This is a genomic window from uncultured Thiodictyon sp. (genome assembly GCA_903837595.1).
In the GTDB taxonomy this organism is placed as follows: domain Bacteria; phylum Pseudomonadota; class Gammaproteobacteria; order Chromatiales; family Chromatiaceae; genus Thiodictyon.
The window spans coordinates 1-15069 of the sequence record CAILVI010000195.1 but is presented as its reverse complement, the minus strand read 5'-3'; the positions used below and the strand labels follow the sequence as shown (position 1 = coordinate 15069).

The 15069-nt window shown below is 66.2% G+C and carries 15 protein-coding genes; 13 read left to right on the top strand and 2 right to left on the bottom strand.

From position 1 onward, the window contains the following. Positions 1–101 precede the first annotated feature (101 nt). The 7 genes from trxB (at position 102) to QZY44_RS10800 (ending at position 5804) form a co-directional block, all read left to right on the top strand. Positions 102–1067, top strand: a complete 966-nt coding sequence (gene trxB / locus QZY44_RS10830; RefSeq protein WP_295446055.1) for a thioredoxin-disulfide reductase — start codon at positions 102–104, stop codon at positions 1065–1067. A 44-nt stretch (positions 1068–1111) separates the two neighbouring features. Further along, positions 1112–2290: a GNAT family N-acetyltransferase gene (locus QZY44_RS10825; protein ID WP_295446053.1), complete on the top strand. Its 1179-nt coding sequence runs from the start codon at positions 1112–1114 to the stop codon at positions 2288–2290. A 4-nt stretch (positions 2291–2294) separates the two neighbouring features. Next, positions 2295–3068 carry a leucyl/phenylalanyl-tRNA--protein transferase gene (aat, locus tag QZY44_RS10820; protein ID WP_295446050.1) on the top strand — a complete coding sequence of 258 codons (774 nt, stop codon included), beginning with the start codon at positions 2295–2297 and terminating at the stop codon, positions 3066–3068. Next, entirely contained in the window at positions 3065–3823 is a 759-nt protein-coding gene (locus QZY44_RS10815) for an arginyltransferase (RefSeq protein ID WP_295446048.1), read from the top strand. The genes aat and QZY44_RS10815 overlap by 4 nt, the downstream gene beginning before the upstream one ends. Before the next feature lie 133 nt (positions 3824–3956). Then, a complete protein-coding gene (gene infA, locus QZY44_RS10810) occupies positions 3957–4175 on the top strand; it encodes a translation initiation factor IF-1 (RefSeq protein WP_100917997.1) in 219 nt (72 codons plus the stop codon). A gap of 115 nt (positions 4176–4290) precedes the next feature. After that, entirely contained in the window at positions 4291–4509 is a 219-nt protein-coding gene (locus tag QZY44_RS10805) for a hypothetical protein (protein ID WP_295446046.1), read from the top strand. Beyond that, on the top strand, positions 4509–5804 hold the full coding sequence (locus QZY44_RS10800) for an FAD-binding oxidoreductase (protein WP_295446044.1): 1296 nt from the start codon (positions 4509–4511) through the stop codon (positions 5802–5804). The genes QZY44_RS10805 and QZY44_RS10800 overlap by 1 nt, the downstream gene beginning before the upstream one ends. 33 nt (positions 5805–5837) lie before the next feature. Here QZY44_RS10800 and QZY44_RS10795 read toward each other — a convergent pair whose 3' ends face one another. Beyond that, positions 5838–6698 (bottom strand): phosphatase PAP2 family protein, encoded by an 861-nt coding sequence (locus tag QZY44_RS10795; RefSeq protein WP_295446043.1) that lies wholly within the window; start codon positions 6696–6698, stop codon positions 5838–5840. A gap of 274 nt (positions 6699–6972) precedes the next feature. Here QZY44_RS10795 and QZY44_RS10790 point away from each other — a divergent pair, with 274 nt between their 5' ends. Then, positions 6973–7758 carry an alpha/beta fold hydrolase gene (locus QZY44_RS10790; RefSeq protein WP_295446041.1) on the top strand — a complete coding sequence of 262 codons (786 nt, stop codon included), beginning with the start codon at positions 6973–6975 and terminating at the stop codon, positions 7756–7758. 14 nt (positions 7759–7772) lie between these two features. Here QZY44_RS10790 and QZY44_RS10785 read toward each other — a convergent pair whose 3' ends face one another. Further along, entirely contained in the window at positions 7773–10304 is a 2532-nt protein-coding gene (locus tag QZY44_RS10785; RefSeq protein ID WP_295446039.1) for a bifunctional diguanylate cyclase/phosphodiesterase, read from the bottom strand. A gap of 239 nt (positions 10305–10543) precedes the next feature. Between QZY44_RS10785 and QZY44_RS10780 the strand changes: the two genes are divergently transcribed. The 5 genes from QZY44_RS10780 (at position 10544) to groL (ending at position 14962) form a co-directional block, all read left to right on the top strand. Then, complete coding sequence (locus QZY44_RS10780) at positions 10544–11764, top strand: argininosuccinate synthase (RefSeq protein WP_295446037.1); 1221 nt, start codon at positions 10544–10546, stop codon at positions 11762–11764. Between the two features lie 128 nt (positions 11765–11892). After that, complete coding sequence (locus QZY44_RS10775; protein ID WP_295446034.1) at positions 11893–12120, top strand: DUF433 domain-containing protein; 228 nt, start codon at positions 11893–11895, stop codon at positions 12118–12120. Further along, positions 12117–12452: a DUF5615 family PIN-like protein gene (locus QZY44_RS10770; protein ID WP_295446010.1), complete on the top strand. Its 336-nt coding sequence runs from the start codon at positions 12117–12119 to the stop codon at positions 12450–12452. Before QZY44_RS10775 ends, QZY44_RS10770 begins: the two co-directional genes overlap by 4 nt. Before the next feature lie 470 nt (positions 12453–12922). Continuing rightward, positions 12923–13213 (top strand): co-chaperone GroES, encoded by a 291-nt coding sequence (gene groES / locus QZY44_RS10765; protein WP_295446008.1) that lies wholly within the window; start codon positions 12923–12925, stop codon positions 13211–13213. 99 nt (positions 13214–13312) lie between these two features. Next, complete coding sequence (groL, locus tag QZY44_RS10760) at positions 13313–14962, top strand: chaperonin GroEL (RefSeq protein ID WP_295446006.1); 1650 nt, start codon at positions 13313–13315, stop codon at positions 14960–14962. Positions 14963–15069: the final 107 nt, after the last annotated feature.

Genomic DNA, 15069 nt, shown 5'->3' with positions numbered 1-15069 from the left:
GGCGAGGGCGAGGGCGCGGGCCGCATCGCCCCACCCCATCGCCCCATCAGGTGGCGCCCGGGGACGCACCCACCACTGGCTGCCCTCCCGGGAGGAGACCCATGAGCAACACCAAGCATTGCCGACTGCTGATCCTGGGATCGGGTCCGGCGGGTTATACCGCCGCGGTTTATGGCGCCCGGGCGAACCTGCACCCGGTCCTGATCACCGGTCTGGAGCAGGGCGGTCAGCTCATGACGACCACCGACGTGGACAACTGGCCTGGCGACCCGGACGGCGCCCAGGGGCCAGCCCTGATGGATCGGATGCGCCGCCATGCGGAGCGCTTCGAGACCGAGATCATCTTCGACCACATCAACCAGGCCGATCTCAGCGGACCGCCCTTCACCTTGACCGGCGATTCGGCGGTCTACACCTGCGATGCACTGATCATCACCACTGGGGCCAGTGCCCGCTATCTTGGGCTGCCCTCGGAGCAGGAGTTCCGCGGCCGCGGTGTGTCCGCCTGCGCGACCTGCGACGGCTTCTTCTTCCGCGGCCAGAAGGTGGCGGTTATCGGTGGCGGCAATACGGCGGTGGAGGAGGCCCTGTACCTCTCCAACATCGCCTCCGAGGTGACCCTGGTCCATCGTCGTGACAGCCTGCGGGCCGAGAAGATCCTGCAGCGCCATCTGCTGGACAAGGCGGAGCACGGCAATGTGCGCCTGGCCTGGAACAGCACCCTGGATGAAATTCTGGGGGACGCCACCGGGGTAACCGGCATCCGCATCAAGAGCACCAAAGACGAGTCCACCCGGGATATCGAGCTCCAGGGCGTCTTCATCGCCATCGGCCACCAGCCCAACACCGAGATCTTTGCGGGCCAACTCGACATGGCAGGGGGTTATATCAAGGTCCACAGTGGTACCGACGGCAACGCCACGGCCACCTCGGTCCCCGGGGTCTTTGCCGCGGGTGACGTGATGGACCATGTCTACCGTCAGGCCATTACCTCCGCGGGCAGCGGGTGCATGGCGGCCCTGGATGCGGAGAAATACCTGGATGCGCTGGGTGCCACCGGCGGGTAGCGGCGGCACCGGTACCCGCGGCGCCGGAGTTCGCGCGCCTTAGCGTGTATACCCTCAGCACCCACGACGCGATTAATGCGATCCCGGCTGTCGACTGGGATCGGCTCGTCGATCCCGACACGCCGTTTTTGCGCCACGCGTTTCTGGCCGCCATGGAGCACCATGGCTGCGTGGGGCAGCCCCTGGGCTGGGTTCCGCATCATCTGGCGCTGCGGGACGCGGCGGGCACCCTGGTCGCCGCGGCCCCCGGCTACCTCAAGTTCAACTCTTACGGCGAGTTCGTCTTCGACTGGGCCTGGGCGGATGCCTATCAGCGCCATGGACTGGCCTACTACCCCAAGCTGGTCCTGGCCTCGCCCTATACGCCGGCCACCGGGCCGCGCTTGCTGACGGCGGACACCCCAAGGCGCGCCGAGTATGCGCGCGCCTTGGCGGACGGCGCGGTGCGGGTGGCCGAGCAGTTGGGCCTGTCCTCGCTGCACTGGCTCTTCACCACGGCGGCGGAAACCGATCTGCTGGCGGGGCAAGGGCTGATGCGGCGCCTCGGCTGCCAGTTTCACTGGACCAACCCGGGCTACCGCTCCTTCGACGACTTCCTAGCGACCTTCACCGCGGAGAAGCGCAAGAAGGTGAGGCGCGAGCGGCGCCGGGTGCAGGAGGCCGGGATCAGCATCCGGCGGGTCCCGGGGGATGAGGTCACCGAGGCGCAGTGGGTGACCTTTCATCGTCTCTATCGGGATACCTTCGACAAGCGCGGCGGCATCCCCACCCTGACCCTGCGCTTTTTTCAGGAGCTTGGTCAGACCATGGGGCGTAGTCTACTGCTGGTGTTCGCCGCGCAGGGGCGTTCGATCGTCGCGGCGGCCTTCAATCTGGTCGGCGATCATTCGCTGTTCGGGCGCCACTGGGGCTGTTTCGCTGACTTTCACAGTCTGCATTTCGAGGCCTGCTACTATCAGGGTCTGGAGTACTGCATTGAGGCCGGGCTCTCCCGCTTCGAGCCGGGCGCTCAGGGTGAGCACAAGGTCAGTCGGGGTTTCCTGCCGACCCCGACCTGGTCCGCCCATTGGATCGCGGACCCACGCTTTCGCGCGGCCATCGCCCGCTTCCTTGCGGAGGAAATCCAGGGCATGAATGCCTACCATGAGGCGATGCATGGGCACAGCCCATACCGCGAGCCACCCGCGACGGCCGCTGGGCTGTCGTCAATTACCGTTGGTTGAACTCATGATCCCACTGCTTGCGCCCGACGACCCGCGCCCCTTCCCGGATGTGCGCCGGGCCTTGCGGCACCCCAACGGGCTGCTGGCGGTCGGCGCCGACCTGAGCCCGCGGCGACTCATGAGTGCCTACCGACAGGGTATCTTCCCCTGGTTCAGTGCTGGTGACCCCATCCTCTGGTGGTCTCCGGACCCACGTACCGTGCTGTTGCCGGGGCGGCTGCGCATCTCTCGCAGCCTGGGCAAGCGGCTGCGCCGCCAGCGGCTCGGGGTAACGATGGATCGGGCCTTTGCGGCCGTGATCCGCGCCTGCGCGGCGCCTCGGGGTCTTGCGGGCGACGCTGCGGACGGCGCGAACGGCACCTGGATCCTGCCGGAGATGATTGCCGCCTATGAGCACTTGCACCGTCTCGGGATCAGTCACTCGGTGGAGGTGTGGGATGGCGAGCAGCTGGTCGGGGGGCTGTACGGCGTGGCCATCGGCCAGGCGTTTTTCGGTGAATCGATGTTCAGTCGTGCCGCCGACGCTTCCAAGGTCGCCTTGGTCTATCTCTGTCAGACGTTGCGGGAGCGGGGCTTCGGGCTGATCGACTGCCAGATGCGCACGGAGCACCTGCTGAGTCTTGGCGCGCAGGAATGGCCCCGCCGCGAGTTCGTCGCCTGGTTGGAGTGCTCCTGTGCCGTCCCCGGGGACGCCGGCACCTGGGACGATGGCGCGCTGCATTTTCCGGTGGATCGTCCGCCCGTCACCGGCCCGGTAAGCCATCCGGGGTCGCTATGAACCCGGGTGCCGAGGGGAATCGAGAACGGCAACTGGCGCTGTACCTGACTGCCGAGCACAGCTGTTCCTACCTGGACGGGCGCCGTGCTCGGACCCTCTTCGTCGACCCCCTGGTCAGCATCGACGCGGGCACCTATCAGTCCTTGGTGGACCAGGGGTTTCGCCGCAGCGGTGCCCATGTCTACCGCCCGGCCTGTCGGGGGTGCGCTCGCTGCGTGCCGGTGCGCATCCCGGTCAGTGTCTTCCGACCCAATCGCTCTCAGCGGCGCAACTGGAGGGTGAACGCCCCGCAGTTGCGTGTCGTCGAGGCCCCGGCAGCCTTCGATCCGGGCCATTTCGACCTGTACCAGCGCTATCTCGCGCACCGGCACCCGGCGGGGACTATGGCCGAGGACGCAAGCGCAGAGAGCTATCGTCGGTTTCTGGTCGACCCGTGGGGCGGCGAGACCCGTTTTCTGGAGCTGCACCTGGCGGACCGCTTGGTGGGGGTCGCGGTCACCGATTGGCTGCCCCACGGCCTGTCGGCGGTCTATACCTTCTTCGACCCCGCGTTCGGTGCGCGCGGACTGGGGACCTTCGCTGTACTTGCCCAGCTTGTGACCGCGCGGCGACTGGGGCTGCCCTATGTTTATCTCGGATATTGGATCGAGGAGTCCGGGAAAATGGCTTACAAGTCATCATTCAAGCCATTGGAGGCGTGGGACGGGCGGTGCTGGTCGCGCCTGGAATCCACCGGCAACCGCGACGCGGAGTGATCCCCGGCGCGTCCCCGCCGACGCGTGCCCGTAGCGATTTTCCCGACCATTCACACCCGGCTCGTGGGAATGCCTTGTGCTATACTCTTAGCCCTTTACCAGCCCGGAAGCTGCATTCCAGTACACATGAACCATGTCTAAAGACGACGTTATCCAGATGGAGGGGACGGTCACGGAGACCCTGCCCAATACGGTGTTTCGAGTACAGTTGGAGAACGGTCACATCGTGACCGCCCACATCTCCGGCAAGATGCGCAAGCACTACATCCGAATTCTGACCGGTGACAAGGTCACGGTCGAACTCACGCCCTATGATCTCACCAAGGGCCGCATCGTCTATCGGGCGCGCTGAGTCGCTGCGCTCGCCCACGGATTGACGTCCCGATCGGCTTGCTGGCCCTGCAAGACTGCTCGACCACTGTTTCCATGTCTTGCCGATTTTTCGATCGTTGAGGGTGGATGGATCGATGGATGCCCCGGTGTTGGCGGTGGGCTTGGATGGCACCTGGTTGTGCACGGGCTCACTGTGGGAGTCGCTCTTGCTCATGCTGCGCGAGCTTCCCTTGTCGCTGGGTGCAGTGGCGCTGAGCTTGATCAAGGGTCGGGCCGGATTCAAGGCGCGGGTGGCGCAGTGCGCGGCTCCGGACGTGGCGTCCTTGCCGCTCAACGTCTGGGTTGCGCCGTGATGAGTCGACCCGAATCCTGGGGTCGCTACCCGCGGGCGACACCGGCGTCGGTCACCCGGCTCAGCGACCGGTGCTCTGCGCTGCCCCCAACGGCGCTCCCGCGACTGGTCTACGGCAACGGCCGCAGCTATGGCGACGTCTGTCTCAACGACGGCGGCGCGGTGCTGCTGGCGCGTGGGCTGGACCGTTTCATTGCCTTTGATCCTGTGACCGGGGTGCTGCGTGCCGAGTCTGGGGTGCTGCTGTCTGAGGTCCTGGACCTGGTGGTGCCGCGGGGCTGGTTTTTGGCCGTCACCCCCGGCACCCGCTTCGTCACCCTGGGCGGGGCGGTGGCCAACGATGTTCACGGCAAGAATCACCACCGTGCCGGCACCTTTGGCTGTCACGTGCGCGCCTTTGAACTGGTGCGCTCCGACGGTCGCCGCCGGGAGTGCTCGCCGACGCAAGCGCCTGACTGGTTCGCCGCGACCATCGGCGGTCTGGGTCTGACCGGGCTCATCACCTGGGTCGAGATCCAGCTCAGCCCCATTCCTGGACCCTGGATTCAGGCTGAGAGTCGGCGCTTCGGCGACCTCGCCACGTTCTTCCAGCTGTCCGAGGCCGCCGACCAGACCGATGAATTCACCGTCGCCTGGGTCGACTGCGCCGCGCGCGGGGCCAGTCTGGGGCGTGGCATCCTGCTCAAGGGGAGTTTCGCCCCGGCCTTGGTCGGCCGCGGCAACCCGCCCAAGACCCATGGCCGGCTGCACGTCCCGGTCACGCCGCCGTTCTCACTCGTCAATCGGCTCAGTCTCATTGCCTTCAATGCGCTTTACTACCGCCAGCCCGAAGGCGCTGGTCTGACCCACTATGCGCCCTTTTTTTATCCGCTCGACGCGATTGGACATTGGAACCGCATCTACGGTCCGAAGGGCTTTTTGCAGTATCAGTGCGTGCTGCCGCCCGCGGCGGCCGAGTCGGCGCTGCGCGAACTGCTCGCGCGCATCGCCCGCAGCGCTGAGGGCTCTTTCCTGGCGGTGCTCAAACGTTTCGGTGAGCGACTGTCGCCGGGTCTGTTATCTTTTCCCCGGCCCGGCGTCACCATTGCGCTCGACTTTCCCTCTAAGGGCCAGGCCACGTTGCGACTGCTCGACACATTGGATGCCATGGTCGTCGAGGCCGGCGGGGCGCTCTATCCGGCAAAGGATGCGCGGATGAGCGCGGCGATGTTTCGTCGCTCGTTTCCGGCGCTGGAGCGGTTTCTGGCCTTTGTTGATCCGGAGTTCTCGTCGGGGTTTTGGCGCCGCATACGGTAAATGTTGGCTTGATAACGCGCGTAGCGCGGACGCTTAGAGTCTTGCCCCAGCCGGCTTCAGGCAGCAAGACAGCGGCCAGATGACATAACTGGCCAGGGCATAGGCGAGTGCGCTGCAACCCAGCGTCACCAGCAGGGGCTGCGCCAGCGGATCCTCGGCCGCCTGGACGATCAGGACGATGGCGCAGCCGGCGCACAGAGTGACCAGGGTCAGATGGGTTGCGGGGTGCGTTGCACCCGCACTGAAGCGCGCGGCGAGTCGGGCGCCGATCCAGGCCGACAGCACCCCGCCGCCGAGCCCAAAGGCGACGTCCACCGGCCAGTGGACCCCCACCGCGACCCGGCTGAGCCCCACCAGCAACGCGAGCAGTACCCAGAGCGTCCGGGCCTCCCAGTGGCGGGCGTAATAGACGAACACGCCACAGAAGAGCCCGGCGGTCACGCTGTGGCCGGACGGGAAGCTCAGCTTGCGCAACGCGGGCCCGATCAGGTTGAAACTGTCGGGTGGCAGCACGGCGGGCGGGCGCAGCGTGTCGAACAGTGGTTTCAGCCCCCGGCTATAGGCGACCGCCACCACCCCACCCAGGACCAGTGCCCAGAAGACCCGCGGGTAACGTCGCGCGAAGAACAGGCCGAGCGCGAAGGGCGCCAGGTCGCCACCAAGGGCGGTGAGCCAGGCCCAGACCCACTGCGGATGAGGGCCGGCAGCGGTGTTCAGTGCGATGAAGGCTGCGTGATAGCCGCCGACCAGCCAGAGGGTCAGGCCGATGGTGAGGCAGACCGCGGCCCAGGCGGCCAGCCAGACCCCGCCGTTGGGCGGGTCCAACGGGGTGCGCAGCGCCCCGGCGGCGAGCGCCTGGCCCAGGTTGGCGTAGAGGCGGGCAAGCAAATTCATCAAGCGGTCTTCCATCGTAACCGACCGGGCGGGTCGGGGGCTCGGGGCTGGACATGAGTGCCCCGTGCCGCATGGGCGGTGCTGCTCAAGCCGGCCAACGCTAAACGGGTGAGCGACAAAGGTCAACCGGAGTTCCGTCTGTGAGTCCGCTGGGGAAGGGGAGGGCGGATCTCACGGCCTGGAGTCCAGGCGCTACGCGCGCTTGCAACCGGGCCAGGAACCTGCTCAAGTCGGCTTTCCTGGCGTCTGTGCGTGAAACCTCTTGGGAGATGCGATGTCGCTGCGGCTGCATCATCGACACTATGGCGAGGCCAGTGCGGGGGCCCTGCCGCTGCTGCTGATCCATGGCCTGTTCGGCTCGGCGGCCAATTGGCACGGCATCGCCCGGCGCCTGGCCAATGACCGCCCGGTGCTGGTGCCTGATCTGCGCAATCACGGGCAGTCGCCCTGGGACGCGCGGATGGACTATCGGGCGATGGCCGCGGATCTCGCCGCACTCCTGGACGGCGAGGGTATCGCCCGGGCCCACCTGGTGGGCCACAGCATGGGCGGCAAGGCGGCCATGTGGCTTGCGCTGTCGGCACCCGAGCGGGTCGGTTCGCTGGTGGTGGTGGACATCGCCCCGGTGACCTATGCCACCCGCCATGGCGCCCTGGTCAGTGCCCTGGCCGCCCTGCCGCTGGCGCAGATGACCGACCGCCGGGCCGCGGACGCGCTGTTGGCGCAGACGATCCACTCCGCGGCCGTGCGCGGCTATCTACTCCAGAACCTGGTGCATGACCGGGCCGGCGGTTGGTGTTGGCGGGTCAATCTGGCGGTGCTTGCCCACTCCCTGGACCAGGTCCTGGGCTTCCCGGCGGCCGGTGACCTGCAATTCCCCGGCCCCGTGCTCTTTCTGTATGGCAGCCGCTCCGACTATGTGACCGGCGAGGGCCTGCCGCGCATCCGCGCGCTCTTCCCGCTGGCCCGCCTGCGGACCATCGCCAACGCCGGGCACTGGGTCTATGCGGACCAGCCCGACGAGTTCCTCGCGGCGGTGTCGGGGTTTCTCAAGGATTGAGCCTGGTGGGGGGCTCACTGCAACCAGGCGCAGGCCTGCTGCGCCGGCACCGGCCGTGAGAAGAGATAGCCCTGACCATAGGGACAGCCCATGGCGTGCAGCAGCGCCGCCTGGCCCTCGGTCTCGACGCCCTCGGCGACCACCGAGAGGCCCATCGCCTGGGCCAGTGCCAGGACGGTTCGCACCAGAATCTGTGACTGCTCGCGCGCCTCGATCCCGGTGACGAATGATTGGTCGATCTTGAGCACATCGAAGGGCAACTCGTTTAAGTAGCTCAAGGATGAATAGCCAGTCCCGAAATCGTCCATATACAGTGGAATGTGCCGCTCACGCAGGGCGGGCAGCACCGCGCTGGCCGCGTCGATGTTGGTGATGATCGCCGTCTCGGTTAGCTCCAGCCGCAACTCCCCCGGGGTCAGGCCGCTGCGCTCGATCAGTGAGTCGATGCGCGCGAGCAGGGTCCCATCCAGCAACTGGTGACCGGAGAGGTTGACACTGACATAGAATCCGGGGCGCCAGACGCCTTGCTCCTTCCATTGCTCGATCTGCGCGATGGTGTGCTCCAGGACCCAAGTGCCCAGCGGGATGATGAGCCCGGTCTCCTCCGCCAAGGGGATGAAGTCCGCTGGCGACACCAGCCCCTGCTGCGGCTGGTGCCAGCGGACCAACGCCTCCATCCCGACCGCCCGCCGGTCGGCGAGCGCGACGATTGGCTGGAAGAACACCTCGAACTGGTCGCCGCGCAGCGCCTCCACCATATCCTGTTCCAGGCGGAAGCGCTTGAAGGCGGGCACGCGCATCACGGGTTCGAAGGTGACAGAGCGGTTACCCCCGCCACCCTTGGCCAGGTTCAGCGCACTGTCGGCATCGCGCAGGATGTCGATGACCGCGGCATCCGGTTCCGGGGCGCACACCACGCCGATGCTCGCCCGTACATGCACCGACCCGCCGGTCAAGGCGATCGGCTCGCGCAGGCGTTCGATGATCTGCGTGGCGACCCCGGGTGCATCCGCCACGTCGCAGGGCAACAGGATAGCGAACGCGTCCGCGTCCAGGTGCGCCACCGTGGCCCCGGGCGGGGCGATGGCACGCAGCAGTCGGGCGACGGCGACCAGCAGGTCGTCCCCCGCGGCGTAGCCCAGGCTGTCATTGATGACCTTGAAACGGTCCAGGTTGATGAGCACCAGGGCGTGGCAGTCGGCGGGGTAGACGCCCCCTGCGGGTGCCGCGGCGGCCAGGCTGGACTGCTTCCCGGCGGTGAGATAGAGCCGGTTGGGCAGTCCGGTCAGGGCATTATGGGTGGCGTCGTGAAGCAGTCGCGCCGCCGCCGCGGTCCGCTCGGCCCGTAACCGCACCAACAGCGAGACCAGCCAGCACACCGACTCGACCAGATTGCCCAGCGGGAAGGCAAAGTTACCCAGGGCGCCAAGTCCGGCCCCGTCGAAAACGACCGTTGCGGCCTGTGCGCCGCCCCCGATCATCGTGGCGCTCAAGCCCACGGCGAACCAGCGGACCCAGGGCTCATTGCGCCGCAGGCCGTGCACCAGCGCGAACAACACCGCCGGTGCCAACAGCAGCAGGCTCAGGGCGCCGATCCGGTAGAACGCGGGCTGCCACACAGAGGCCAGGAAGGCGGCCGCGGCGAGCGTGACACCGCAGACGATGATCAGGCGCAGCATCCCGCTCGGGCGCAAGAAAGTGATGATGGCCAGGCCCAGGCCGGCGGCCAGCGCGGCCAGCGCTACCCCCTGCATGACGGCAAAGTTCTCACCCTGCGGCCAGCCCGGCACCCACGCCGGCCCGATACCCAAGACCTGGAACTGATAGAAGATTTGGGCGACGATGTAGACGCAATAGGCATTGGCGACCGGGCTCGGATGCGAGCGCCGCAGACCGAGTCCCACCAGCAGCAGCACAATGAGCACCCCCGCATAGGCGCCGAGCAAGAGCCAGAGGCCGGCGCTGTTGCGCACGAAATCGTCAACCGTGTCGACCCGCAGCCAGGGGCGGATCGACCTGGCGTCCTGGATCACGACCGTCGCCTCCTGCGCCGGTGCCCCGGCCGGCAGGCGTACGTTGGCGAGCGGACTCAGGAACCAGCGCTCATGGAACGGCTGGGCGCGCCCCACCGAGGCGCTCCAGGGGCAGCCGCGGTCGTCCCAGGCAATGACCAGCAGCCGGTTGACGATGGCGTCTTTGGTGTAGATGACTGGGTGCGTCGGCGAGGTCGGCAGGCGGAAGGCGCGCGATGGGGTGCTCGGGTTCAGGCTCGGCATCCTGGCATCCGGACACCGGGCCCTGGCGGCGGCGAGCTCCTGTTCCAGGTCCGCGAGCCAGCGCGTGGCCGCGGCCGAGGCGTTGATGCCCTGCGGTGCCTCCCACAGGGTGGTGTGGCTTGGCGGGGCCGGCGTGTCGGCGGCCGAGGCCAGGGGCGATAAAGTGAGCCACAGCACGACCAGCCCCAAGGCGCGGGCACCCCAGCGCTGGACCTGTCTGCTGCCAGCGGCCCAGTGGCCGCGACCCCTTACATATGCGTATTGATACATCGCCTCGTCTCCTGCCTCCCGCATACAGTACACAGGGCGGTCTGCCGCCTGGGATGATGGCGCCCATAACCACACGAAGCTACTTTACCCGGTTGGGGCCGCGAGCAAACAGCGGTATCCGCTGCTGTTGGTGTCGCGTGCGAGCGCGTGAACTGCGCGGTGCGCACCGATCGCCACTCCCCGCCGCCCGGCGCCGCGCTCTATACTGGCCGTTTTTCCGCAAATTCGGGAGCAAGACGATGGCAAAGGGCAAGATCAACAAGGTGGTGCTGGCCTACTCGGGGGGCCTGGATACCTCCGTTATCCTGCGGTGGCTGCAAGAGAATTACGGCTGCGAGGTGGTGACCTTCACCGCCGACATCGGCCAGGGGGAGGAGGTGGAGCCGGCGCGCGCCAAGGCCACGGCGGCCGGGGTGAAGGAGATCCATATCGATGATCTCAAGGAAGAATTCGTCCGGGACTTCGTGTTCCCCATGCTGCGCGCCAACGCGCTCTACGAGGGTGAGTACAAGCTCGGCACCTCGATTGCCCGCCCGCTGATCGCCAAGCGCTTGGTGGAGATCGCGGTGGCCACCGGGGCGGACGCCATCTCCCACGGGGCGACCGGCAAGGGTAACGACCAGGTGCGCTTCGAGCTGACCGCCTATGCGTTGAAGCCCGACATCCAGATCATCGCCCCCTGGCGGGAGTGGGACCTGCTCTCGCGTGAGAAGCTCCTGGCCTACGCCGAAGAGCACGGCATCCCGGTCGAGATGAAGCGCGACGGCACCAAATCCCCCTACTCGATGGACGCCAACCTGCTGCACATCTCCTACGAGGGCTATGACCTGGAGGACCCCTGGGTCGAGCCCGGCCCGGACATGTGGCGCTGGACCGTCGCCCCCGAGCAGGCCCCGGACCAGCCGACTCAGGTCACTCTCACTTTCGCCCGCGGTGACTGTGTGGCCGTCAACGGGCAGGCCTTGAGCCCCGCGGACCTGCTGGCGGAGCTCAACCGCATCGGCGGGGCGAACGGCATCGGCCGCGACGACATCGTCGAGAACCGCTTCGTCGGCATGAAGTCGCGCGGCTGCTACGAGACCCCCGGCGGCACCATCCTGCTCAAGGCGCACCGCGCCATGGAGTCGCTGACCCTGGACCGGGAGGCCGCGCACTTGAAGGACGAGCTGATGCCGCGCTACGCCAGCCTGGTGTACAACGGTTTCTGGTACAGCCCGGAGCGGCTCATGCTCCAAGCGGCCATCGACCAGACCCAGAGCGTGGTCAACGGCGAGGTGCGGCTCAAGCTCTACAAGGGCAATGTCCTGGTGGTCGGGCGCCGCTCGCCGACCGACAGCCTGTTTGACGCCTCCATCGCTACCTTTGAGGAGGATGCCGGGGCCTACAATCAGGGGGACGCCACCGGGTTCATTCGCCTGAATGCCTTGCGGCTGCGGGTGGCGGGGCGTAAGCGGGGCTAAGACGTATCTGGCTCCCACGCTCCTGCGTGGGAGCAAGTGCGGACGCTCCAGCGTCGCGTGGGCATTCGGGAGGCTTCCGCGGCCCAACGTGTCGGGGCGGAGATTGGGGCAATTTGACAGAGGGCGACATGAACTACAGTGACCGAATCGCGATTCAGCCGGGTAAACGTGGTGGTCGCCCGGTCATCCGGGGCCTGCGGATCACGGTCTACGATGTTCTCGGTTGGCTTGCCGATGGTATGACTGCCGATGAGATCATTGAGGACTTTCCGGAGCTGGAAATAGCCGATGTTCGGGCGTGTCTCGCCTATGCCGCTGACCGTGAGCGTCACGCGGTTGTGCTCAGCGCATCGTGAAGCTGCTGCTTGATGAAAATTTGTCCCGTCGGGTCGTTCCTTTCCTGCAACTTCTTTATCCTGGAAGTAGCCAGGTCGTGCTCGAAGGCATGGAGCAATGGGATGATGTGGCAATCTGGCGATATGCCAAGGAGAATGGCTTCATCATTGTCACCAAAGACTCCGATTTTCATGAATTGAGTCTGCTTAATGGGGCGCCGCCAAAGGTCATTTGGTTGCGCTGCGGAAATACCAGCAAGGCGAGCTTGATACGCTTGTTGACGCAGAGGCGTGGTGAGATCGAGACAAGCCTCGCGGATGACAATGCGCACTGCCTTGAGATTGAAAACTGAGGCTTGGCTGGACTGCTCGACGAGCCCGGCCGCTACGGCAGTTATCCGCGGCATCCACGCCGATGGCGGTGCTTCGTTCGCGGTGTCTTGAGGGCAAACGCCGGTAGCCCCGAGCCCGTCCGGATTCTCCATATGGACGTACTGCCGCTGTTTACACATCACCGCCGCCCGCAGTCTGCCCCTGGACTCGCCGCACTAGGGTGCGGCGCTCCCAGGGTCGCGCTCAGGCACCCCCGAGAGCCTTTAAACTCCTTAAAAAGCAATAGTCTGTGGCCGTTTCTCCTGGCTCCCAGGTAGCCACTGAGGCCCCGCCGCTGCCCCCAATTTTGCCAACTGCGTGTCGTCTCGGCTTGACACTCGAGCGTTTGGGCCTAATATTGGCACTCGCTAGCGGTGAGTGCTAACAGCCCGGGTGTCTCCCGGCGCCTGAGCACCCTGACCACACCCCCATCCTCTGAGGAAATATCCAGATGAATATTCGTCCCTTGCATGATCGCGTCGTCGTCCGTCGCATGGAAGAGGAGCGTACCACCGCCGGTGGCATCGTCATCCCCGACTCTGCCACCGAGAAGCCGATCCAAGGCGAGGTGATCGCGGCCGGCCGCGGCAAGATCCTGGAAAACGGCGATGTCCGTCCGCTCGACGTCAAGGTCGGCGACCGCATCCTGTTCGGCAAGTATTCCGGCACCGAAGTCAAGCTCGACGGCAAGGACTTCCTGGTGATGCGCGAAGACGACATCATGGGCGTCGTCGAGGCCTAAGCGCCGCCTGACCGTCACGCGACGGTCCCCCCAGTGGCCCCTCAGGGTGTGACGCCCCGCGGCGACCCCTGACCACAGATTCCATAGAGAAAGATTCCCATGAGTGCAAAAGACGTTAAGTTCGGTGGCGATGCCCGTGCCCGTATGATGGAAGGCGTGAACATCCTGGCCAACGCGGTCAAGGTGACGCTGGGCCCCAAGGGCCGCAACGTGGTCCTGGAGAAGTCCTACGGCGCCCCGACCGTGACCAAGGACGGCGTGTCCGTGGCCAAGGAAATCGAGCTGAAGGACAAGTTCGAGAACATGGGCGCCCAGATGGTGAAGGAAGTCGCCTCCCAGACGTCCGATGTGGCCGGTGACGGCACCACCACCGCGACCGTCCTGGCCCAGGCCATGGTCCGCGAGGGCCTGAAGGCCGTCGCCGCCGGCATGAACCCGATGGATCTCAAGCGCGGCATCGACCAGGCCGTGATCGCCGCCACCGCGGAACTCAAGGCCCTGTCGCGTCCCTGCACCGAGAACAAGGAGATCGCCCAGGTCGGCACCATCTCCGCCAACTCGGACACCTCCATCGGCGAGATCATCGCCGAGGCGATGGGCAAGGTCGGCAAGGAAGGCGTCATCACCGTCGAGGAAGGCACCTCCCTGCACAACGAGCTGGACGTGGTGGAGGGCATGCAGTTCGACCGCGGCTACCTCTCCCCCTACTTCATCAACAACCAGCAGGGCCAGAGTGCCGATCTGGAGGCGCCCTACGTCCTGCTGCACGACAAGAAGATCTCCAACATCCGCGAGCTGTTGCCGGTGCTGGAAGCGGTGGCCAAGTCCGGCAAGCCGCTCTTGATCGTTGCCGAAGACGTGGAAGGCGAGGCCCTGGCCACGTTGGTGGTCAACACCATCCGCGGCATCATCAAGGTCGTTGCGGTCAAAGCCCCGGGCTTTGGTGACCGTCGCAAGGCCATGCTGCAGGACATCGCCGTCCTGACCGGCGCCACCGTCATCGCCGAAGAGGTTGGCCTGTCGTTGGAGAAGGCCACGCTGGCCGAGCTGGGCACCGCCAAGCGCATCCAGGTCGGCAAGGAAAACACCACCATCATTGATGGCGCCGGCTCCGAGTCCGACATCAAGGCGCGTTGCGAGCAGATCCGCAGCCAGGTCGAAGAGACCAGCTCCGACTATGACAAGGAAAAGCTCCAGGAGCGTCTGGCCAAGCTGGCCGGCGGCGTGGCCGTCATCAAGGTCGGTGCCGCCACCGAAATGGAGATGAAGGAAAAGAAGGCGCGCGTCGAAGACGCCCTGCACGCCACCCGTGCCGCGGTTGAGGAAGGCATCGTCCCCGGCGGCGGCGTCGCCCTGGTGCGTGCCCTCAATGCCATCCGCAGCATCAAGGGTGCCAACCACGACCAGGACGTCGGCATCGCCATCGCCTGCCGTTCCATGGAAGAGCCGCTGCGTCAGATCGTCGCCAACGCCGGTGACGAGCCGTCCGTGGTCCTGCAGAAGGTCGCCGAGGGCACCGGCAACTACGGCTACAACGCCGCCAACGGCGAGTATGGCGACATGGTCGCCATGGGCATCCTGGACCCCACCAAGGTGACCCGTTACGCCCTGCAGAACGCCGCCTCCGTGGCGGGCCTCATGATCACCACCGAGGCCATGGTGGCCGACGAGCCCAAGAGCGACGGCCCGGCCATGCCTGGCGGTGGCGACATGGGCGGGATGGGTGGCATGGGCGGCATGGGCATGTAATACCGGCTGCTGCCAGCAGGCCCTGGTGCCTGCTGAATGCTTCCAGAACCCCGCAAGGTGCAAGCCGGCGGGGTTTTTTCATAGGCAAAATTCTCAGAGCGACAGCT